This window comes from Sphingobium sp. (assembly GCF_033795625.1).
In the GTDB taxonomy this organism is placed as follows: Bacteria; Pseudomonadota; Alphaproteobacteria; order Sphingomonadales; family Sphingomonadaceae; genus Sphingobium.
The window spans coordinates 55634-74443 of sequence record NZ_JARYGI010000001.1 but is presented as its reverse complement, the minus strand read 5'-3'; the positions used below and the strand labels follow the sequence as shown (position 1 = coordinate 74443).

The 18810-nt window shown below is 62.8% G+C and carries 20 protein-coding genes and 1 riboswitch; of the genes, 10 read left to right on the top strand and 10 right to left on the bottom strand.

Annotated elements, in window-relative coordinates; all coding sequences use genetic code 11:
- Positions 1-16: 16 nt before the first annotated feature.
- From QHC67_RS00425 to gpmA, 3 genes are all read right to left on the bottom strand, one after another.
- The gene (locus QHC67_RS00425) at positions 17-1087 is read right to left on the bottom strand and encodes a 5-(carboxyamino)imidazole ribonucleotide synthase (protein ID WP_319289768.1); all 1071 of its coding nucleotides are present in this window, start codon (positions 1085-1087) and stop codon (positions 17-19) included.
- The gene (purE, locus tag QHC67_RS00420; protein ID WP_319289766.1) at positions 1084-1578 is read right to left on the bottom strand and encodes a 5-(carboxyamino)imidazole ribonucleotide mutase; all 495 of its coding nucleotides are present in this window, start codon (positions 1576-1578) and stop codon (positions 1084-1086) included. The genes QHC67_RS00425 and purE overlap by 4 nt, the downstream gene beginning before the upstream one ends.
- Positions 1579-1651: 73 nt before the next feature.
- Positions 1652-2338, bottom strand: coding sequence for a 2,3-diphosphoglycerate-dependent phosphoglycerate mutase (gpmA, locus tag QHC67_RS00415; protein WP_319289764.1), 687 nt, complete (start codon positions 2336-2338; stop codon positions 1652-1654).
- Between the two features lie 86 nt (positions 2339-2424).
- Here gpmA and QHC67_RS00410 point away from each other — a divergent pair, with 86 nt between their 5' ends.
- Both QHC67_RS00410 and QHC67_RS00405 read left to right on the top strand, forming a co-directional pair.
- Positions 2425-3141 carry a dienelactone hydrolase family protein gene (locus QHC67_RS00410; protein ID WP_319289762.1) on the top strand — a complete coding sequence of 239 codons (717 nt, stop codon included), beginning with the start codon at positions 2425-2427 and terminating at the stop codon, positions 3139-3141.
- An 87-nt stretch (positions 3142-3228) separates the two neighbouring features.
- Positions 3229-3828: a DUF2155 domain-containing protein gene (locus tag QHC67_RS00405; RefSeq protein ID WP_413818459.1), complete on the top strand. Its 600-nt coding sequence runs from the start codon at positions 3229-3231 to the stop codon at positions 3826-3828.
- Here QHC67_RS00405 and QHC67_RS00400 read toward each other — a convergent pair.
- From QHC67_RS00400 to QHC67_RS00390, 3 genes are read right to left on the bottom strand one after another with little or no spacing between them, the layout of a single operon-like run.
- On the bottom strand, positions 3825-4562 hold the full coding sequence (locus tag QHC67_RS00400; RefSeq protein WP_319289760.1) for an SURF1 family protein: 738 nt from the start codon (positions 4560-4562) through the stop codon (positions 3825-3827). The two genes, QHC67_RS00405 and QHC67_RS00400, sit on opposite strands and share 4 nt — an antisense overlap.
- A 32-nt stretch (positions 4563-4594) precedes the next feature.
- Entirely contained in the window at positions 4595-5401 is an 807-nt protein-coding gene (locus tag QHC67_RS00395; RefSeq protein WP_319289758.1) for an ABC transporter ATP-binding protein, read from the bottom strand.
- Positions 5395-6381 (bottom strand): iron ABC transporter permease, encoded by a 987-nt coding sequence (locus QHC67_RS00390; protein WP_319289756.1) that lies wholly within the window; start codon positions 6379-6381, stop codon positions 5395-5397. The genes QHC67_RS00395 and QHC67_RS00390 overlap by 7 nt, the downstream gene beginning before the upstream one ends.
- Before the next feature lie 45 nt (positions 6382-6426).
- Between QHC67_RS00390 and QHC67_RS00385 the strand changes: the two genes are divergently transcribed.
- Positions 6427-7227 carry an ABC transporter substrate-binding protein gene (locus QHC67_RS00385; RefSeq protein ID WP_319289754.1) on the top strand — a complete coding sequence of 267 codons (801 nt, stop codon included), beginning with the start codon at positions 6427-6429 and terminating at the stop codon, positions 7225-7227.
- 84 nt (positions 7228-7311) lie between these two features.
- Here the strand turns inward: QHC67_RS00385 and QHC67_RS00380 are convergent, their stop codons facing one another.
- From QHC67_RS00380 to QHC67_RS00370, 3 genes are all read right to left on the bottom strand, one after another.
- On the bottom strand, positions 7312-9234 hold the full coding sequence (locus QHC67_RS00380; RefSeq protein ID WP_319289752.1) for a TonB-dependent receptor plug domain-containing protein: 1923 nt from the start codon (positions 9232-9234) through the stop codon (positions 7312-7314).
- A 177-nt stretch (positions 9235-9411) separates the two neighbouring features.
- Positions 9412-9636, bottom strand: a riboswitch (cobalamin riboswitch).
- A gap of 62 nt (positions 9637-9698) precedes the next feature.
- Positions 9699-11396: a cation acetate symporter gene (locus QHC67_RS00375; RefSeq protein WP_319289750.1), complete on the bottom strand. Its 1698-nt coding sequence runs from the start codon at positions 11394-11396 to the stop codon at positions 9699-9701.
- Positions 11393-11701 (bottom strand): DUF485 domain-containing protein, encoded by a 309-nt coding sequence (locus tag QHC67_RS00370; protein WP_319289748.1) that lies wholly within the window; start codon positions 11699-11701, stop codon positions 11393-11395. The genes QHC67_RS00375 and QHC67_RS00370 overlap by 4 nt, the downstream gene beginning before the upstream one ends.
- A 220-nt stretch (positions 11702-11921) precedes the next feature.
- Between QHC67_RS00370 and QHC67_RS00365 the strand changes: the two genes are divergently transcribed.
- Together QHC67_RS00365 and QHC67_RS00360 are read left to right on the top strand one after the other, a co-directional pair.
- The gene (locus QHC67_RS00365) at positions 11922-12224 is read left to right on the top strand and encodes a hypothetical protein (protein WP_319289746.1); all 303 of its coding nucleotides are present in this window, start codon (positions 11922-11924) and stop codon (positions 12222-12224) included.
- 89 nt (positions 12225-12313) lie between these two features.
- On the top strand, positions 12314-13603 hold the full coding sequence (locus QHC67_RS00360; protein ID WP_319289744.1) for a PepSY domain-containing protein: 1290 nt from the start codon (positions 12314-12316) through the stop codon (positions 13601-13603).
- Here QHC67_RS00360 and QHC67_RS00355 read toward each other — a convergent pair.
- Entirely contained in the window at positions 13600-13983 is a 384-nt protein-coding gene (locus QHC67_RS00355) for a DUF983 domain-containing protein (protein WP_319289742.1), read from the bottom strand. The genes QHC67_RS00360 and QHC67_RS00355 overlap by 4 nt on opposite strands.
- 79 nt (positions 13984-14062) lie before the next feature.
- On the opposite strand from QHC67_RS00355, the gene pabB reads away from it, so the two are divergent.
- The 5 genes from pabB to msrA all read left to right on the top strand — a co-directional run bounded on the left by pabB (position 14063) and on the right by msrA (position 18314).
- Complete coding sequence (gene pabB, locus QHC67_RS00350; RefSeq protein ID WP_319289740.1) at positions 14063-15247, top strand: aminodeoxychorismate synthase component I; 1185 nt, start codon at positions 14063-14065, stop codon at positions 15245-15247.
- Between the two features lie 14 nt (positions 15248-15261).
- Positions 15262-15936 (top strand): aminotransferase class IV, encoded by a 675-nt coding sequence (locus QHC67_RS00345; protein WP_319290044.1) that lies wholly within the window; start codon positions 15262-15264, stop codon positions 15934-15936.
- A 101-nt stretch (positions 15937-16037) separates the two neighbouring features.
- A complete protein-coding gene (locus tag QHC67_RS00340) occupies positions 16038-17240 on the top strand; it encodes a pyridoxal phosphate-dependent aminotransferase (protein WP_319289737.1) in 1203 nt (400 codons plus the stop codon).
- A 221-nt stretch (positions 17241-17461) separates the two neighbouring features.
- On the top strand, positions 17462-17620 hold the full coding sequence (locus QHC67_RS00335) for a hypothetical protein (protein WP_319289735.1): 159 nt from the start codon (positions 17462-17464) through the stop codon (positions 17618-17620).
- Between the two features lie 34 nt (positions 17621-17654).
- A complete protein-coding gene (gene msrA / locus QHC67_RS00330; RefSeq protein WP_319290042.1) occupies positions 17655-18314 on the top strand; it encodes a peptide-methionine (S)-S-oxide reductase MsrA in 660 nt (219 codons plus the stop codon).
- Positions 18315-18810 lie beyond the last annotated feature (496 nt).

Genomic DNA, 18810 nt, shown 5'->3' with positions numbered 1-18810 from the left:
TCCCACATATATGTTGTTATATCGTCAACCGAGTCACATGCCCCATCTTGCGGCCCGGACGAGCCTCTCCCTTGCCATAAAGATGCAGGTGATTGGAAGGGTCGGCGAGAATGGCGGGCCATTCGGCGGCTTCATGGCCGATCAGGTTGCGCATTTCGACTTGGGCCGCAGCAAGCGCAGTGTCGCCCAGTGGTAGTCCGCATATCGCGCGGACGTGATTTTCGAACTGGCTGGCAAGCGCGCCTTCGATCGTCCAATGGCCGCTATTATGAACGCGAGGCGCCATCTCGTTGAAGACCGGCCCATCGGGTGATGCGAAGAACTCGACCGCGAGCACGCCGACATAATCCAAAGTGTCGAGCAACTCGCGCGTAAGAGCGCGGGCTTGGTCGGTCTGCGCAGCGATGATGCCGCCAGCGGGCACGGTGGAGGTCGCGAGAATACCGTCGACATGGACGTTGGCGGGGGAGTCCCAGAAGCGGATCTCGCCACTGGCTCCGCGCGCCGCGAGGACGGAAAATTCCTGATCGAACGTCACGAAGCCTTCGAGGATGGCAGGCGCACGGCCTATGGCGTTCCATGCTCCCACGCTGTCGCCGGGCACCTGGATGCGCGCCTGCCCCTTGCCATCATAGCCCATGCGATTCGTCTTCAATATCGCGGGACAGCCGATCTCCTCGATTGCCGCGTCTAGTTCGTCGAGGCTGTCGACGGGCACGAAGGGTGCGGTAACGCCACCCAGATCGTTGACGAAGCGCTTTTCAGCGAGGCGGTCCTGCGCGATGCGGAGTGCCGCTACGCCGGGTCGGACGAGGCCATTTGCGCTCAGGACGTCGACGGCGACAGTGTCGATGTTCTCGAATTCATACGTGACGACCTCTACGCTGTCGGCAAAGCGGGCGAGCGCTTCGGCGTCCGTATAGGGGGCCTGCGTCCAGCGCGGAGATACGTCCGCGGCAGGGCCGCTGGCTTCGGGCGCGTAGATGTGCGTGCGATAGCCGAGCTGGGCAGCCGCCATCGCGATCATCCGGCCCAACTGGCCGCCGCCCAATATGCCGATGGTGGACCCCGGCGGGATCGCCGTCATAGGTCGTCCGCCGGGGTTTCGGCGACGGAGGCAGTCTGCTTCTCGCGCCATTGATCCAACCGGCTGGCGAGCGCGTCGTCGGTCGTCGCCAGCATGGCCGCGGCAAGCAGCGCAGCATTGGTCGCCCCAGCCTTGCCGATGGCGAGCGTGCCGACCGGAATGCCTGCGGGCATCTGGACGATGGAGAGCAGGCTGTCCATGCCGGACAAGGCCTTCGATTCCACAGGAACGCCGAGCACGGGCAGACGCGTCATGGCAGCCGCCATGCCCGGCAAATGCGCCGCACCGCCAGCGCCCGCAATGATCGTCTTCAGGCCGCGACCTGCCGCCGATTTGGCATAGTCATAGAGGCGGTCAGGCGTGCGATGCGCGGAAACGACCTTGCATTCATGCGCGATGCCGAGCGCGGTCAGCGTCTCTGCGGCATGGCGCATCGTTTCCCAATCGGACCGGCTGCCCATGATGATGCCGACCTGAACCTGATCCGCCATGATCGCTCCCCTAAGAGGCTGTCGCCCCGGAAGCACAGCCCATTAACCGGGACGCACGCTTATCGCAATCGGCTTACCGCTCGGAGAGGTAATAGCGGTCGGTGGCGACAAGAGTATCGTCCAGTTCATAGACGATGGGTTGGCCGGTCGGAATTTCGAGGCTGGTAATCTCATCATTCGAAATGCCCGAGAGATGCTTGACCAGCGCGCGGAGGGAATTGCCATGAGCGGAGATCAGCACACGCTTGCCCGCTTTCAGTTCCGGCACGATCCGGCTTTCCCAATAAGGCAGCACCCGGCCGATGGTGTCTTTGAGCGATTCGGTCTGCGGGATCGCGATCCCGGCATAACGGCGGTCCTGCGAAAGATCGAACTCGCTCCCGGCCTCCATCGGCGGCGGCGAAATGTCGAAGGCGCGGCGCCAGATATGGACCTGCTCATCGCCGTGCTTGGCGGCAGTCTCTGCCTTGTCGAGCCCGGTGAGGCCGCCGTAATGGCGCTCGTTGAGGCGCCAGTCCTTCTCGACCGGAAGCCACAGGCGATCCATTTCCTCCAGTGCCAGATTGAGCGTCTTGATCGCGCGCTTCTGTAGCGAGGTGAAGCAGGTGTCGAAATCCAGGCCCTTCGCCTTCATCAACTGCCCCGCCGCACGCGCCTCGTTCACGCCCTTTTCGGTTACGTCCACATCCCACCAGCCGGTGAAGCGGTTTTCCAAGTTCCAGGAGGACTGGCCGTGGCGGATGAGGACTAGGCTGGGCATTGCGGTCTCCCTTGGGTGATCGGACGGGCTTTCCATAGCGGCAAAATCGGGCCATGCAATGCGTCGCCGAGAGAAGGAGACCGCCCATGACAATCACACGCCGCACGATAGTTCATGAAGGGCCCGGCGGCACGTTCGAAGCCATGGCAGTGGTCGATGATGCGGCAGGCGCGGCGCCGGGCGTGCTGCTGTTCCCCAATGTACTGGGAACAAAGGAAGCCGATTTCCTGATGGCGGAAAAGGTGGCGGCGCTCGGTTACTCGGTGCTTGTCGCCGATGTCTACGGGCAGGGAAAGCGGACCAGCCGGGCGGACGCGGACAGGGCGCGCTATATGACGGAGTTGAACGAGGACCGAATGCTGATGAAAGCGCGGCTCCTGCGTTCTCTGGAGGTGTTGCGCGACTTGCCCGCCGTAGATGGCGCGAATGTGGCTGCAATCGGATACTGCTTCGGGGGGAAATGCGTTCTCGACCTGGCGCGGGCCGGGGCGGATATTCTTGGTGGCATTAGCTTCCATGGTGTCTACGATGCCCCACCCTTTCCCAATGCCGCGATATCGGCGAAGCTGCTCATATGCCATGGCTGGGACGATCCCCTTGCGCCGCCCGACGCGATGGTGGGTCTCGGCCGCGAACTGACGGAGGCCGGGTGCGACTGGCAGATCCATGCCTATGGCGGCACGGGGCACGGGTTTACGGACCCCTCGGCAAACATGCCTGAAGGGGGCCTTGCCTATCAGCCCGACGCGGACCGGCGCAGCTTCAAGGCTATGGCGGATTTCCTGGACGAGGTGATGGCGTAGCGGCTCGGCTTGCCAGCGCGCGCGCTCCCCGCCTATATCGCCCGTCACGCGACGCTGCCGCAAAGGGCCCGATGGATGAAACGCACTATGACGAAGGCTGTGATGGGCGGCATGGCGCTCCTCTCACTGGCAGCGTGCGACATCGGGACTGCGCCTGATAAGAAGGCGACCGAGAAATTGCCCTCGCAGGGTTCTACGATCGTAGCGCCCGGTGGCGCCGAAGCGCTACCCGGCACGCCGATGGCGGATCGGGTGGCGGTGATCGGCTTGCTGAACAAACGCAATGGCCAGACCCGCGATCTGGTGATGAAGCCGGGCAAGGCCTTGCGCGTGGGCGACGCCGTAGTGCGCCTGCGCGCCTGCGAGCAGACTGCGCCTTGGGAAAATACGCCCGAAACCGGAGCATTCGTGCAACTGGACGTACGAAGCGCTGGCGACGGCAAGTGGCGGCGCGTATTCTCCGGCTGGCTGTTCAAACAGCGACCGGAGCGCAATGTGGTCGAGCATCCAATCTATGACGTGTGGGTGCGCGAGTGCCGGATGACCTGGCCGGAAGCCGGGCCGGATACGTTGAAGATCGGCGGCAAGGCCAATGGCGGTGCCGGCAAGCCGGCTCGGTCCGGCGACACCACGGCCAATGCGTCCGAATCAGCCGCGCCTGAAGCGGCAGGCAACGCTGCGGATTAGTCCTTCCCAGACGTCCTTTGCCGGGCACGCGAATCTCGGCGTATCAACACGACCGTTCCGCCCAGCACGATCAGCGAAAGGCTGTACCAGGTCAGGGCGTAGACGAGATGATTGTCGGAGAACGTCACAACGGTCAGACCGCCGACAGGTGTGTCTTTTCCCATCGGCTCGGCTTGGGCATCAATGAAGTAAGGCGCAACGTTCGACAGGCTCCTTGCTCCGGCAATGGCGGTGACATCGCGGGAATGCCATCGGTCGGCGGCAGCATCGTTCCCGCGCAGAAAACCGCCTTTGGGTTCCGTGATGCGTAGTAGCCCGATAACGGTGGTGGGCGTGGTAACAGTGCTGTGGGCCTTTCGCATCGCGGGCGGGACGAAACCTCGGTTGATCAGGACGATATAGCCTTCGTCGGTCCGCAACGGCGTCATAACCCAGTATCCGCTCCCCCGTACGGTAGTGGCGCGGACATAGGTTTCACGATCGTTCACATATCTGCCGCGCACAACGACCCGGCGATAGGCGTCCTTCTCTGCCGTGATGCCCGCCCATGCGGCGGGACCGGGGACGGGAACGGGCGGCGCATGAATACGCGCCTCTACTTGCCGGATGAGCGCATGTTTCCAGTTCCGGCGCTCGACCTGCCAGGTCCCAAGCGCCACGAGAATGGCGAACAGCATGAAGGCGATAGTTACCGCAGCAAAGATTTTGGTGGGGGAGTGGGATGGACGCGTCATGACTTCCCCCGCATGTAGCAGATATTCGACGGCTAATCCGGCGGCAGCCTTTCGTAAAGCGGGCCGGATGCGGACGGCAAGGGCAGTATGACGCGCTGGCCTTCGATGTCGCCCGCCCAAACCTTCATGCGATACACCGATGCGATGCTGCTTTCGGTCAGGACATCGTCCGGTGCTCCGTCCGCCACGACCCTGCCTTCGTTCAGCAGCATTACCCGGTCGCAGAACCGGGCCGCCATCGACAGGTCGTGCAAAACGGCAATGACGAGCGCGCCGCCGTCCGCCTGCCGCCGGAGAAGCTCCATCACTTCCATCTGGTGCCCGGGGTCCAGCGAGCCCAGCGGCTCGTCGACTATCAGGGCCGGTGCCTCCACGGCCAGCGCACGCGCCAGAAGCGCGCGCGCGCGTTCGCCGCCGGACAGGTGCGTAGCGTTGCGTTCGCGCAGGTGCTGGACATCGGCGAGCGTGAGGGCGCGATCAATCGCCGCCTGATCCGACGCTCCGATCCGCGAGAAAGGCGCAAGGTGAGGCAGGCGGCCCAAGGCAACCAGCCGCTCGACCGAGAGCGGCCAGTGCAATGTCTGGCCCTGCGGCAGATAGGCGATGCGGCGGGCAATGTCTGTTCGCGGAATCTGCCTGACGTCCGTGCCATCCACCAGCACGTAGCCCCCCGCAATCGACGTGAGACCCAGAATTGCGCGGACCAGTGTGGATTTCCCAGCCCCATTTGGGCCGATCACGCCAACAAGAGTGCCAGCCGTCAGCATGGCGTCGATGCCGTGGAGAACCGGACGCCTGCCGATGCTCACGTTCAGGCTCTGGATCGTGATAGTCACCACAGCCGCCTCTCCCGCAGCAGATGCAGAAGGAATACGGGCACGCCAAGGAACGCCGTGACAACGCCAAGGCGCAGTTCGCTGCTCGCCGGGATCAGGCGCACGGCAACATCCGCCAGCATCAACAGCGCTGCGCCTCCAAGAGCCGAGGGCAGCAACACGGCGCCCGGCGTTCGGTCCGTCAGCGGGCGAATCAGGTGCGGCACGATCAGCCCGACGAAGCCGATGGCTCCGGAGACGGCTACGGCTCCGCCCACTCCGATGGCGACGCCGAGCAGCAGCCGGGCACGCAAGCCATGGAGATCGACACCTAAGGATCGGGCGGCATCTTCGCCCAAGGTCAGCGCGTCGAGGGCGCGGCTATTCCACAGAAGCAGGGCCAGGCCCACTACGATGCAGGGGAGAGCGATGCGGACATGATCGAAAGAGCGATCCTCCAGCGAGCCCAGCAGCCAACTGGTGATCTCCATCGCCGCGAAGGGATTGGGCGAAAGATTGAGAGCAAGGCTGATGCCCGCGCCCGCCAGCGTAGAGATCGCAATGCCGGCGAGGATGAGCGTGAGCGGGCTTTCGCTCCGCCCGGCGAAAAGGACCAGCGCACAAAGCCCAATCAGGGTTGCAGCGATCGCGCAGGCAGGAAGCAGTGCCGGGTGTATGGCAGCCAGTCCGAAATACAAGGCGATGACGGCTCCAAGCGCCGCCGCGCTGGATGCGCCGAGCACCGAAGGTTCGGCGAGCGGGTTGCGGAGATAGCCCTGCAATGCGGCTCCGGCTGCTCCGAGCATCGCACCCACGCTCAACCCAAGGATGGCGCGGGGCAAGCGCAACTCGAACAGGATGATGCGTGCGACCGGATCGTCTGCGCCAGCCAGCGTCGCAAGGAGGCGGGCGGGCGGCAGGGAAGCCGTGCCGATCATGAGCGAAAGGGTGGCCGCCATCAGGCAGACCGATGCCAGCGCTGTAAGGAGAAGCGGACGTCTCATCAAACGCCTCTTGTCCGCCAGTCGGCTTGACGCCATGGAAGGGCCATGAAGCGCCTGCTCCTGATCCTGCCCCTGATGATCCTCACGGCCTCCGCGCCTCCGGCCGCGCTTCCGCCGCCGAAGCATATCATGTCGCTGAACCTATGTGCGGACCAGTTGCTGCTGGCTCTGGCCGACCGGAGCCAGGTGGTGGCGCTAACGCCATTGGCGCGCGACACAGCAATGTCAGCAGAGGCAGCGCGGGCGAAAGCCTGGCCGGTCGCAAAGGGCAGCGCGGAAACCTTGCTGGCGTTGAAGCCGGATCTCGTCATTTCCAGCCCCTATTACCAGATCCCGCCCCAGGCAAAGGGCAATTTCCGGCAGCTTTCACTGGCTGACGCAACCAGCTATTCGGAGATCGTGACGCAGGTGCGTCAAGTCGCCGCGGCTGTCGGTCATCCTGGGCGCGGCGAAACGTTGATCGCTCGCATGAATGCAGAACTGGCCGCCATTCCGAGGCCCACGCGGCATCCGGTCGCCGCTTATTATCAGCGGCGCGGTTATATGACGGGCACCGGTACGCTGGTCGACGACATGATGCAGCGCGTCGGACTACGCAATCTGGCAGCGGTGCTTGGCAAGCCCGTCCTCTCGCGTCTGACGCTGGAGGAAATGGTCGTCGCCCGGCCCGATTATCTGATTGTCGAAACGGCGACGGACACGGTGCCGGATAAAGGCACGGAGATGCTCCATCATCCGGCCTTGAAGGCGATGGCGCGCCTTCGCTTGCCCGAAGCATGGACGGTGTGCGGCAGCCCCGCCTATGTCCGCGCGGCTCAGAGCCTGGCCAAGCAACTCCGGCGGTAATTGCTTGCGCGCGGCCTGCGCTGTTTGTGGGGGTGACTTGCGCCACCCCCTTCCACAATCCTGAAGGCCGAAGCCTGCGGGCGATCAAATGCGGAACTTGATGCCGGCATAGGCCGCACGACCGGGTGCCAGGAAGCCGACATTCTCCACATAGTCCTCGTCGAACAGATTCTCGACGCGTCCGTAGATCGAGACCCCCGGAACTACAGTGAAGTCGGCCCCGAGATTGACCAGCGTGAAAGCATCCAGCGGCGCAGTCACGCGCTTCGCGAAGTTGGTGTCGAGCTGCTTGCCATTGTAGCGCACGGTCGCGTTCAGGCCGAAGCGCTCATCCGACGTCCGCCAGCTGAGATTGGCGCTGGCAATGTGCTTTGCGCGGCGGATCAGCACGACATCGCTTTCATCCTTCGCCTTCAGATATGTGTATGCCGCGTTGAAACGGAGCGTTGGCAAGATAGCTGCATCGACAGAGACTTCGACGCCATGATGCGGCGACTGACCCGCCCTGTTGATGGCGGTATAGACTGGAGAGAAGGTCGATACGATCTTGTCCTCTAGGTCTGCCTCGAAATATGTGGCGTCGATACGCGCGCGTCCTTCGAAGAAGGATTGCTCCACGCCCGCTTCCCAGCCAGTCGACTTTTCCGGCTTAAGATCGGGATTGCCCACGAAGCCGCTGGTGGGCGAATAACCGAACAGTTCGGAAAAGCTGGGCGCCTTTACCCCCGTGCCACCCGCCGCATGAACGCGCGTGCCGGTTTCGAACCGATAACTCCCCTGCGCACGCCATGTCGTATTGTTGCGGAAGCGGCTGTTGTCGTCATAGCGCACGGCAAGGCCGATGCCGCCACGATCTTCCAGCTTTACGTCATACTGGCCGACGAAGCCCCAGTTCACTGTCCGGCGAAGCGGATTCCCCGCATTGACGGCGCCGGCGTTGCGGAATTCCTCCCGCTCATAGTCTATTGCACCGGTGATCCCATGCGTGAGAGGGCCAGATCCAAGCTGCAGGGTAGACACCCAGCTTGCCTTCTGACGGCGTCCACGCGTCGCGCTCTGGAGGTCGCCGTCTTCACCGTAATAGTCGCGGTCGCTGTCCTGGATCTGCGCACTTATGTCATTGATCCAGCGGTCGCCGTCCGCGCCGATGCGCGCGCCTACCAGCCCGTAGAACGCACTGTTACGATAGGAGCCGCCGCCGTCCGTGGCGTTGCCGGTGTCGGCATAGTCCTGATCGCTGAGTTCCGCATCGGTGTGATTGTAGCGAGCGACGGCACGTAGCGCGACCGAGCCGATGGCATAGCCGAGCTTGCCCCCGACGGTGCCGATCCTCGACCCCACATGCCGCGTTCCACCCGGCGCAATGGCATAGCCGCCGATGCCGGAATAGGAGCCGCTGATGGCGTAATCCACGTCGCCGACGGTGCCTCCCGCACGTGCCGAACCTTGCGCGGTATCGAACGATCCGCCTTCGATCCGTGCGCTGAAGCCCGGCAGGCTGCGGCCAGCGGCCGTGATGTAGTTGATGACGCCGCCAATGGCGTCCGATCCGTAAAGCGCGCTCTGCTCTCCACGAAGCACTTCGACTCGCGCGCCATCATCGGCGAACAGAGTCGCGAAGTCATATTCGCCGTAGGTCGGATCGGAAGCCTCGATGCCGTCGATCAACACCAATGTGTGATTGCCCTCTGCGCCTCGGATGCGCACTTGCGTCAGTCCGCCGACGCCGCCGGTACGGTTGACGGCAATGCCCGGAACGTCGCGCAGCACGTCCGAAACGATCTGCGTCTGGCGATCGCTCAAGTCCTCTGCCTTGATGACAGTGATGGAAGAACCAAAAGTGGCGGTTGTCAGTCCATCTGGCGCACGCGTGCCGGTCACGACGATCTGGTCGGTGACCTTGCCGCTATCGGAGGCGGGAGCGGCATCGGGGGTAGGTGCCTGCGCAAGCGCGGCATTGGGCACTAGTGCGACAACGGCGCAGCCCAGCAAAAAACGAGTGGTCATTTCATCAATATCCCGCGGTGTCGCAAAGAGCGACAGGCCGGGGCTTCCGCGAACGGTCGACGCACGTCAGGGATGGACACCGCAGCACCCGTCACGCGCGCCGATGCGGCCCCAGCCGCTTCGGTTCGTCGCTCAGACGGAGAACTACCGTGCCCTGACCTATCCCTGGACCAAAGCAAGAGCGACCGGTGCGCTGGCAGGTCTCCTGGCTCGCGGGTCATGGCTTGATGCACACCTTCCCAGGGGTTGCGCCCCAGTGGTTGCCCCTTCCGCGAAGGAAGAGTGCGCGTGCATCGCGCTCACCGCTTACAGTTGCAGGGACAGCCGTGGAGTTGATGGGTTGCCCCATCTCACCACATTCCCTTTCAAGCCCTTTCGGGCACCGGCGCGATCATGACGCCTCGACAGGCCGGGGCGTCGCGGCGCTCATTACGCAGCTTCAAGGAAAACGCAATGGGGGTGGCTTAGTGATCTGAGGCTGCATGCGCTCCGATGCCCGTTTCGGCACGGATGCGCTGCGCCTCATATCCCGCCTTGTCGATCGCAGCGCGCGGCCCGGTGTCCAGTAGCGAGATCAGCCAGATCGCGATGAACCCTGCGGGCACCGAGAATATCGCCGGCGAGGAGTAAGGAAACGGCGCGTCAGGCAGGCCCAGCACCTTCTCCCAGATCGCTGCGGACAGGACCGTCAGGATGAACGCGGTAGCCAGACCGATCGCGCCGCCCCATGCCGCCCCGCGTGTGGTGCAGCCTTTCCAAAGAAGCGAAAGGATCAGCACGGGAAAATTGCCGGACGCCGCCAGCGCGAAGGCAAGGCTCACCATGAAGGCGACATTCTGCTTCTCGAAGGCGATGCCGAGCACCACTGCCACGAGGCCGAGGCCCAGCGTGGTCATGCGCGATACCTTGAGTTCCTCGTCGGATGTCGCCTCTCCCTTGCGGAGCACAGTCGCGTAAAGGTCGTGGCTGACGGCCGACGCTCCGGACAATGTGAGCCCGGCGACCACCGCGAGGATGGTCGCGAAGGCGACGGCGGATATGAAACCCAGGAACAGGTTTCCGCCAATGGCATGCGCCAGGTGCATCGCCGCCATATTGCCGCCGCCGCGCAATGCCCCCTCCGCGTCCAGATAGGCGGGATTCGTCGCCACCAATACGATCGCGCCAAAGCCGATGAAGAAGATGAGGATGTAGAAATAGCCGATCCAGGTGGTCGCCCACAATACGGACTTGCGCGCCTCCTTGGCATCGGGAACGGTGAAGAAGCGCATCAGGATATGCGGCAGGCCCGCCGTGCCGAAGATCAATGCGAGGCCGAGCGACATGCCCGACACGGGGTCCTTGATGAAGCCGCCCGGCCCCATGATCGCCAACCCTTTAGAGGCTGCTTCGGCGGGCGGTGCGCCTCCCGCCAGCGCGAGGCTGGTCTTGACCTGCACGGCGCGGGCGAACAGCGCCTCGGGCGAGAAGCCGAATTGCGCCAGTACCATGACTGCCATGAACGTCGCGCCCGCGAGCAGCATAACCGCCTTGATGATCTGCACCCAGGTCGTCGCCCGCATGCCGCCGAACAGGACGTACAGCATCATCAGGACGCCGACGATGATCACGGCATAGGTGTAGGGCAGCCCGAACAGCAGCTTGATGAGCTGCCCCGCGCCGACCATCTGCGCGATGAGGTAGAAGGACACCACGAGCAGCGTACTCCCCGCCGCGAAACTGCGCACCGGCGGCTGGGCGAAGCGGTAGGACGCCACGTCTGCAAACGTATATTTGCCCAGATTGCGCAGCCGCTCCGCCATTAGGAACAGCAGGATCGGCCAGCCCACGAGGAAGCCGGTCGAATAGATCAGCCCGTCATAGCCATCCACGAAGATCTGCGCCGAGATGCCGAGGAAGGATGCCGCGGACATATAGTCGCCTGCCATCGCGAGCCCGTTCTGGAAGCCTGTGATCCCGCCGCCTGCTGTATAGAAGTCGCTGGCCGTGCGGGTGCGCGCTGCCGCGGCCTTGGTTATCCAGAGCGTGAGCAGCACGAACAGCCCGAACATGCCGATTGCGACCCAGTTTGTCGGCTGCTGCTCGGTTGCGCCGCTCAAGGCGTCGGCAAAAGCGGGGGCGGGAATGCCTAAGGCCACAGCTCCCAGCGCAACGCGCTTCATGGCTCCAGCTCCGCGATTAGGGCCGCCATTTCGCTGTCGAACGCCGTATTGGATCGCCAGACGTAAAGCGCCGTCATCGCAATGGCGAACAGGATCAGGCCCATGCCGATCGGAACGCCAATGGACGTGACTCCCGCGCCGATGGGTGATGCCATCCATGCTTTTTCGTAAGCCATCAGCAGCGTGAAGACCGTGAATGCGCCCAGAACGAGACCCGACAGCAGCCATCCGAAACGCGAACGTCTCCGAACCAGCGTATGATAGCGCGGGCTAGCACCTAGTCTGCTGATGATGTCTCCGGTCAAGACCGTCTCCCTGCAAAGTCTTGTATGTTCGAACTAGAGCATTTGGCATGTCTGGCAGCAAGCTATGGATGAGTCGACAGTGCGCCTATGGCTGGTTAAAGGGCGCCGAATGCGTGGACTATGGGCCATAAACGCGCGCGGTTTTGGGCTTACGCGCCTCTGGATGCTGGCAGTGTTGCTATGCATGCTGGCTACGCGTTCCTTGATTCCGGCGGGATGGATGCCTGCCGCTGCCGGCAGTGATTACACGCTCCAGCTTTGCACCGGCGCTGGCGCGATGTCCGTCTGGGTGGACGGCGATGGCAAGCTTCACAAGCAACAGCCTGCCAACGACGACCGCGCCGATCAGCCGTGCTCCTTCGCAGGCTTTTTTAACCTCTTCGCCTTGCCCGAGCATCTCGGGCTGTCCGTTGCAATCGTCGCGCCCACCATTGAAAAGGCCCTGCTCTACAGCACTGTGGCCATCGGCAATGGTCTTGCCGCGCCCCTGCCTCCACCGACGGGACCGCCTCTTATCCTCTGACGGCCTGCCCTGCGCGATCTCGGGCGCTTTTGCATTTCAGAGGATGAACACATGACTGCTTTTTTTCGCGCGCCTTGTGGTGCGCTGTGATGGACGCCGCTTCCTTCCATCGCATCATATGGTGCTGGCATTTCTATGCCGGGCTGATCGTGCTTCCGATGCTGCTGTGGCTGGCGACCACCGGGGCGCTGTACCTCTACAAGCCGGAAATCGAGCGGGCTTATTATGGCGCCTGGACTCAGCGCCAATATGCAGGAGAACCCATCAGCCTGTCTCAGATCGTCCGAAATGTGGAGATTCAGACGAACGGTCGGGTCACACGTATCGAGCGGCCTGGGGATGCTCGGGAAAGCTGGAGAGTCGGCGTGACCATGGCGGATGACACGCGCCAGACCGCATTCGTGGATCCGGCGTTCGGGCTGGTGCTGGGGTCCATGGCGGGCGGCGGGTTGATGGAAACGGTGAAGGAACTGCATAGTCTCGCCATCACGGGCCCCATAGGCAATGGGCTGGTGGAGATTGTCGCAGGCTGGGCCATTTTGCTGTGCGTGACCGGCTTCATTCTCTGGTGGCCGCGGGGAACTAACCAAGCCCTGGCGCTGCGTGGGTCGCCAAAGCACCGGCGTTTCTGGCGTGACTTCCATGCGTCCACCGGTGCGCTCGTGGGCGGCGTGCTGCTGTTCCTGGCGCTGACGGGGATGCCGTGGTCGGGATTCTGGGGCAGTGGACTGCGCGAGGGCATCAATGCCGCCGGCCTGGGCAGGCCCCCCACGCCCGCGCCATCGTCCAGCGAACATGCCGATCATGAAACCGCGCAGATGCTGCCATGGTCGATGCGGGACGGCACGCAGCCTATGGGGCATCACGCGCATGTGATCGGGCCGGACAGGGCCGCCGCGATAGCAGCAGCGCACGGCATGGGCGGCGCACTGACGCTTTCCTTCCCAAAGGAGCCCGGCGCGCCGTGGGTGGCCAGCTCGCCCGTGACCCGCGTTCAGGACAACCACATCCTCTTCATCGACGCTGCTGACGGGCGCGTGTTGCAGGATGCGCGCTATGCCGATTTCGGGGCCGGGGCAAAGGCCGTTGAGTGGGGCATTTATACGCATCAGGGTCAGCAATATGGGGAAGCAAATCGCCTCGTGATGCTGGGGGGCTGTATCGGCGTCTGGCTTCTGGCGCTGTCTGCCCCTGTAATGTGGTGGAAGCGGCGGCAGGGTGGCCGCTTGTCAGCGCCGCCGCGCCCGGTGCCGCAAACCCGTATGTGGGGCGTTACGACTGCCATGCTCGTCGCCGGTGCTGTGTTCCCCCTCACCGGCGCAACGATGATCCTTGCTCTGGCCGGAGAGAAGCTATGGCCACGAGTGGCGCGATCTTAGCCTGCGAACCCGTGCATCCGGCGGCTCCACTGAAAGGCGATGACGCCAGCCTTGGCGGGCTGGATCAGCGCCGCAGCCAGCACCAGCGCCAGCACCGGCCACAGGAATATCTGCACGCCCATAGGTATGCCGAGATGGATCGTCTCGATCATGATCGGCACCAATATGTGGCCGAGTAGAAGGATCACGACATAGGAGGGAAAGTCATCCGCCTGATGCCGGTCCCAGGCGAAGCCGCAGTGTGGGCAAGCCGCGACGGGCTTCAGGAAGCGACCGAACATCTTGCCCTCGCCGCATGCAGGACAGCGATTGCGTAAGGCTCGGAACAATGCGGGGCCGAAAGGCCGATCTCCATCGGCCGGAAGGTGGTCAAGCGACATGACCGATAAATAGCGCCTTGCATCGGAAGTGCAACGTCGCCCTAGTCACCGCCGTCGTTACTTGACAAAAGGCTGGGAAATGCATCTGCCCGACCCATCCGAACCCTTCGTCCTCTTCGACGACGCCCGCGCGCACAAGCCCGCCCCTGCCCGGCTGTATCGTGACCCCGTCGAGATAATAGTCGCGCACGACTATGGAGAAGTTCAGGTGGCGCTGGACCGCATTGGCGAGGCTGCGGATCGTGGTCTGCATGCAGCAGGATACCTTGCCTATGACGCGGCATTCGCGACGGAAGACAGGCTTGCCTCCCTGCAAAGCGAACGCATGGAACGGGATATGCCGCTTGTGTGGTTCGGCCTGTTCGACGGCTTTCGTTCGGTAAACTCGGAAGATGTTCCGGCTATGCTGCCCGCCCCGGCAGGCGCTTACACAGATCGCCCACGCCCGCTGATCGACATCGCAGGCTACACCGACGCATTCGACCGAGTGCAGGAAGCCATCAGGGCGGGCGACATCTATCAGGCGAACCTCACCTTCCCTTGCGAGGTGGCGCTGCACGGACATCCTTGCGAGATATACGCTGCCCTGCGCCCGCAGGCACAGGCAGGCTATGGCGGGCTGCTGCATACGGGCGGGCAATGGCTGCTCTCTTTCTCGCCCGAGTTGTTCTTCACGCTCGTGCGCGGCCAGCTGACGGCTCGGCCGATGAAGGGCACTGCCCGCCGCGGCGTGGATGCCGCCTCGGACGAAGCCGCCATGACGGCGTTGCGGGAGGACCCGAAGCAGCGGGCCGAAAACCTGATGATCGTCGATCTGCTGCGCAACGACCTGTCGCGTGTGTCGCTGGCAGGCAGCGTCACGGTGCCGGAACTCTTCCATGTCGAGACCTTCCCCACGGTGCACCAGATGACATCCACCGTGCGCGCCCGCATTTTGCCCGGCCTGTCGGCGATAGACGTGCTGCGGACGATATTCCCCTGCGGTTCCATCACCGGCGCGCCGAAGGTGAGGGCAATGGAAGTGATAGCAGAAGTGGAGCACGGACCGCGGGGTCCCTATACGGGCACGATCGGGCGGATCGATCCGGACGGCAATGCTGCCTTCAATGTTGCCATCCGGACCATTTCCGTCGAAGATGGGGCGGCAACGGGGCGCATTGGTCTGGGCTCGGGAGTGGTCGTGGACTCGCTGCGCGATGCGGAGTGGCGGGAATGTCTCGACAAGGCCCGTTTCCTCACTCCGCACATGGCGGAAACGGAATGAACGAAACGGCGACTATGACGGTTTTCACGGCAGGGGCGGCACAGGGCGGAGCGGGACAGGGCGCGGCGGAAGGCCGTTTCGATCTCATGGAGACGATGGCGTTCGATCCGCTTGAAGGGGTCCGCCTGCTCGATCTCCATATGGAGCGGTTGAAAACCAGTGCCGAGGCATTGGGTTTTTCCTTCAACCGGCATGACGCCCGCAACGAACTGCAGGCCGCGACTTTCCGCCTGCGGGAGCGGAGCCGGATACGGATGCTGGTGTCGCCCAAGGGCTCGGTCGCCATCGAAGTGCGGGAGCATCGTACCTGGCCGGATGCCATCATGCGCGTCGCCGTAGTTCGATGTCCTGCAGCTGCCGATGATTTCCGGCTGGCGCACAAGACGACGGACCGCTCGATCTATCGGCAGGCGCTGGAAGCTGGCGGCACTTATGAAGTCCTCATGACGGACGCTTCGGGCTATCTGACCGAGGGCTGCTTTTCCTCGATTTTCGTGGAGCGTGGAGACCGGTTAGTGACGCCGCCTCTATCGCGCGGTCTGTTGCCGGGTATTTTGCGACAGAGCCTGCTGGATGAAGGACATGCTGTCGAAGGCGATCTGCGGCCGCACGATCTGGAGGATGGCTTCTATATCGGCAATGCTTCGCGCGGGATGGTGGCTGCGCAAAAGGTTTCGGTTCGATGCTGAAATAACCGCTGCAACGGTTGCTCGACCGGAGATTGCGCATTAAGGGAGCCACCGTCGCGTCATACGCGAACGCATCCCTACTTCAGGAAAGATTCTTTCTCATGACCCGCACCAGCGCCGCCCTTGGCCGCATCCAGCCCAGCGCCACTCTTGCCATGAGCGCTCGGGTGAATGCGCTGAAAGCCGCTGGCGTCGATGTCATCGGCCTCTCGGCGGGGGAGCCGGACTTCGACACGCCCGACTTCATCAAGGATGCGGCGATCGTCGCCATCCGTAACGGCCAGACCAAGTACACCGATGTGGACGGGACCGCAGCGGTCAAGGACGCCGTGGCGCTGAAGTTCAAGCGCGACAATGGCCTTGTTTATGAACGTTCGCAGATCAGCGTCAATTCCGGCGGCAAGCACACCTTGTTCAATGCGCTGGTCGCGACCGTCGACGTGGGCGACGAGGTCATCATCCCGGCACCCTATTGGGTCAGCTATCCTGATATCGTGAACTATGCGGGGGGAACGCCAGTATTCATCGAAGGTCCGGCGAGCCAGGGCTACAAGATCACAGCCGAACAGCTGGAGGCTGCGATCACCCCCAAGACTCGCTGGGTGATGCTGAACTCGCCGTCGAATCCTTCTGGCGCGGCCTATGCGGCAAGCGAACTGAAGGCTTTGGGCGAAGTATTGCTGCGTCATCCTCACGTGCTGGTGATGACGGATGATATGTACGAGCATGTCTGGTACGCGCCGACGCCGTTCGCCACGATCGCTGAAGTTTGCCCGGACCTGTATGACCGCACGCTTACCGTGAACGGTTGCTCGAAGGCATTTTCGATGACCGGCTGGCGCATCGGCTTTGCGGGCGGCCCGGCTTGGATCATCAAGGCGATGGGCAAGCTGCAGTCGCAATCGACATCCAATCCCTGCTCGATCTCGCAAGCGGCAGCGGTCGCGGCGTTGACGGGCGAACAGGACTTCCTCGAAGAACGCAATGCGGCCTTTAAGCGCCGTCGGGACATGGTCGTGTCGATGCTGAACGACGCCCCGGGGCTGAACTGCCCGACGCCCGAAGGCGCGTTCTACGTCTATCCCGATGCCGCGGGCGTGATCGGCAAGACGACGCCCAAGGGCTTGAAGATCGCGACCGATGAGGATTTGATCACCTACTTCCTCGACGAAGCCAAGGTGGCTGCGGTCCATGGCGGGGCATTCGGCCTTAGTCCCGCTTTCCGTATTTCCTACGCGACCTCGGAGGAAGTGTTGAAAAAGGCATGCACGCGCATCCAGGAATCCTGCGCAGCGCTGAAATAGCGCGAACTGAAACAATCAGTTTCAATCTCGCACCTTGTTTGTTACTGGGTGCGCGTTATATGAGTTTCTATCAGCAACCTTGTTGGATGCGGTTTGTCGAAATGGTCGACAGTTTCGTCGTCTGTTTGTGACATTCGTCACGGCATTCAGCCAAGGGAAATGCAACTTTTTCTAACCGGCCCCCGTAGCTGGCCGTGAAGCAGACAAGAAAGGTACGCGACATGGTCGCATTCTTGAAATCGGATGTATTCGTCAAGTTCATCGGCGGCTTCGTCCTTGGCACCATCGGGTTCCTTACCCTCAATCCCGCCGAGGCCCAGCCGCGCCAGGATGAGCAGGCGACCGTGTCGGCGCATTCGGATCATGACTCCGCGCTTTAAGCCCCTGATTCTTGCCGTTGCTTTGGGCGGCGGCATGATGGGAACCGTGTGGCACTTTGCGCCGGGCGTCATTCCCGTTGCCCTGGCCGCGGAAGAAGCGGTCACGGCACCCGCGCCGAGAGTAGATGTGCCCGCTGGCGCAAAGCTGGAAACAGCGGTGTTCGCAGGCGGCTGCTACTGGGGCGTGGAAGGCGTCTTCAGCCACGTCAAGGGGGTTCGTCGCGTGGAGTCCGGCTTTGCTGGCGGACCGTCGAACCGCAAAGTCGACTACGACATGGTAAGCAATGGTGATACCGGATTTGCCGAAGCCGTTCGGGTTTCCTACGATCCTCGACAGGTGAGCTATGGCACGCTGATGCGCGTGTTCTTCTCGGTCATCGCCGACCCTACCGCGTTGAATTATCAGGGCCCCGACCATGGCACGCAATACCGCAGCGCCCTGTTCCCCCTGACTGCCGGGCAAACGGCCGCAGCCAGTGCATATCTGACGCAACTTGGGCAGTCGGGTCTGTGGCGGCGGAAAGTCGTTACCAAGGTCGAGCGTTTCAGCGGGTTCCAGTTGGCCGGCTCTGACCATCAGAACTTCATGGCCAACAATCCGCGCCACCCTTACATCCTGCGCTGGGATGCCCCAAAGCTCGCAGCCTTCAAGCAGCGCTTTCCTCAATATTACAGCCCGAAGTGGGCCAGCTAAAGGCCCGCAGGGCCTTCTGAAAGCTAAATGCCTTTGGCTGCCGCTTTAGGAAGCAGCGAGCCTGGGCTCATCAGCCCGACGAGAGGACAGGTGGGCAAAGCCTCCAGGTCTTTGAAAGTGGCCGTCGGCGCGGCCTTACCTTATGCGGTAACGTCAGGAAGTGAACGAGCGCCTGCTCAGTTCTCCATCCCGCAAATTCCACGGCAGGAAGCTGACGGCCGGTAATGGACGCGCTCCGAACCTGTTCAGAGCATTCGTCGGCAAGGAAAAGCCGAAGAGTGGTTCCTTGTTTGGTGACATGTCGGTGCTGTCCAGAACATCAGCTGCCGTGCGAAAACAGGACGTTCGCTCATTGCGAATGGAAACAAAGCTTACGAGACGGCAAGCAAGGGAAAGAAAGCAGGCATAACCAAGCCCCGGGCAAAGGAAAGTCACTACGCGGCGCCACGCCTCTTGCTTACACACGCCTCGCACGATAGGGAGCCGTCCTCCAGTG

Excerpts from the sequence above, each read along its gene's own strand:
- QHC67_RS00335 (WP_319289735.1), top strand. The coding sequence starts at position 17,462 with ATGGTCGCATTCTTGAAATCGGATGTATTCGTCAAGTTCATCGGCGGC.
- QHC67_RS00375 (WP_319289750.1), bottom strand. The coding sequence starts at position 11,396 with ATGAAGCGCGTTGCGCTGGGAGCTGTGGCCTTAGGCATTCCCGCCCCC.
- QHC67_RS00405 (WP_413818459.1), top strand. The coding sequence starts at position 3,229 with ATGACGAAGGCTGTGATGGGCGGCATGGCGCTCCTCTCACTGGCAGCG.
- QHC67_RS00385 (WP_319289754.1), top strand. The coding sequence starts at position 6,427 with ATGAAGCGCCTGCTCCTGATCCTGCCCCTGATGATCCTCACGGCCTCC.
- pabB (WP_319289740.1), top strand. The coding sequence starts at position 14,063 with ATGCATCTGCCCGACCCATCCGAACCCTTCGTCCTCTTCGACGACGCC.
- QHC67_RS00340 (WP_319289737.1), top strand. The coding sequence starts at position 16,038 with ATGACCCGCACCAGCGCCGCCCTTGGCCGCATCCAGCCCAGCGCCACT.
- QHC67_RS00380 (WP_319289752.1), bottom strand. The coding sequence starts at position 9,234 with ATGACCACTCGTTTTTTGCTGGGCTGCGCCGTTGTCGCACTAGTGCCC.
- QHC67_RS00390 (WP_319289756.1), bottom strand. The coding sequence starts at position 6,381 with ATGAGACGTCCGCTTCTCCTTACAGCGCTGGCATCGGTCTGCCTGATG.
- gpmA (WP_319289764.1), bottom strand. The coding sequence starts at position 2,338 with ATGCCCAGCCTAGTCCTCATCCGCCACGGCCAGTCCTCCTGGAACTTG.
- QHC67_RS00425 (WP_319289768.1), bottom strand. The coding sequence starts at position 1,087 with ATGACGGCGATCCCGCCGGGGTCCACCATCGGCATATTGGGCGGCGGC.
- msrA (WP_319290042.1), top strand. The coding sequence starts at position 17,655 with ATGATGGGAACCGTGTGGCACTTTGCGCCGGGCGTCATTCCCGTTGCC.
- QHC67_RS00345 (WP_319290044.1), top strand. The coding sequence starts at position 15,262 with ATGACGGTTTTCACGGCAGGGGCGGCACAGGGCGGAGCGGGACAGGGC.
- purE (WP_319289766.1), bottom strand. The coding sequence starts at position 1,578 with ATGGCGGATCAGGTTCAGGTCGGCATCATCATGGGCAGCCGGTCCGAT.
- QHC67_RS00410 (WP_319289762.1), top strand. The coding sequence starts at position 2,425 with ATGACAATCACACGCCGCACGATAGTTCATGAAGGGCCCGGCGGCACG.
- QHC67_RS00400 (WP_319289760.1), bottom strand. The coding sequence starts at position 4,562 with ATGACGCGTCCATCCCACTCCCCCACCAAAATCTTTGCTGCGGTAACT.
- QHC67_RS00365 (WP_319289746.1), top strand. The coding sequence starts at position 11,922 with ATGCCTGCCGCTGCCGGCAGTGATTACACGCTCCAGCTTTGCACCGGC.
- QHC67_RS00360 (WP_319289744.1), top strand. The coding sequence starts at position 12,314 with ATGGACGCCGCTTCCTTCCATCGCATCATATGGTGCTGGCATTTCTAT.
- QHC67_RS00355 (WP_319289742.1), bottom strand. The coding sequence starts at position 13,983 with ATGTCGCTTGACCACCTTCCGGCCGATGGAGATCGGCCTTTCGGCCCC.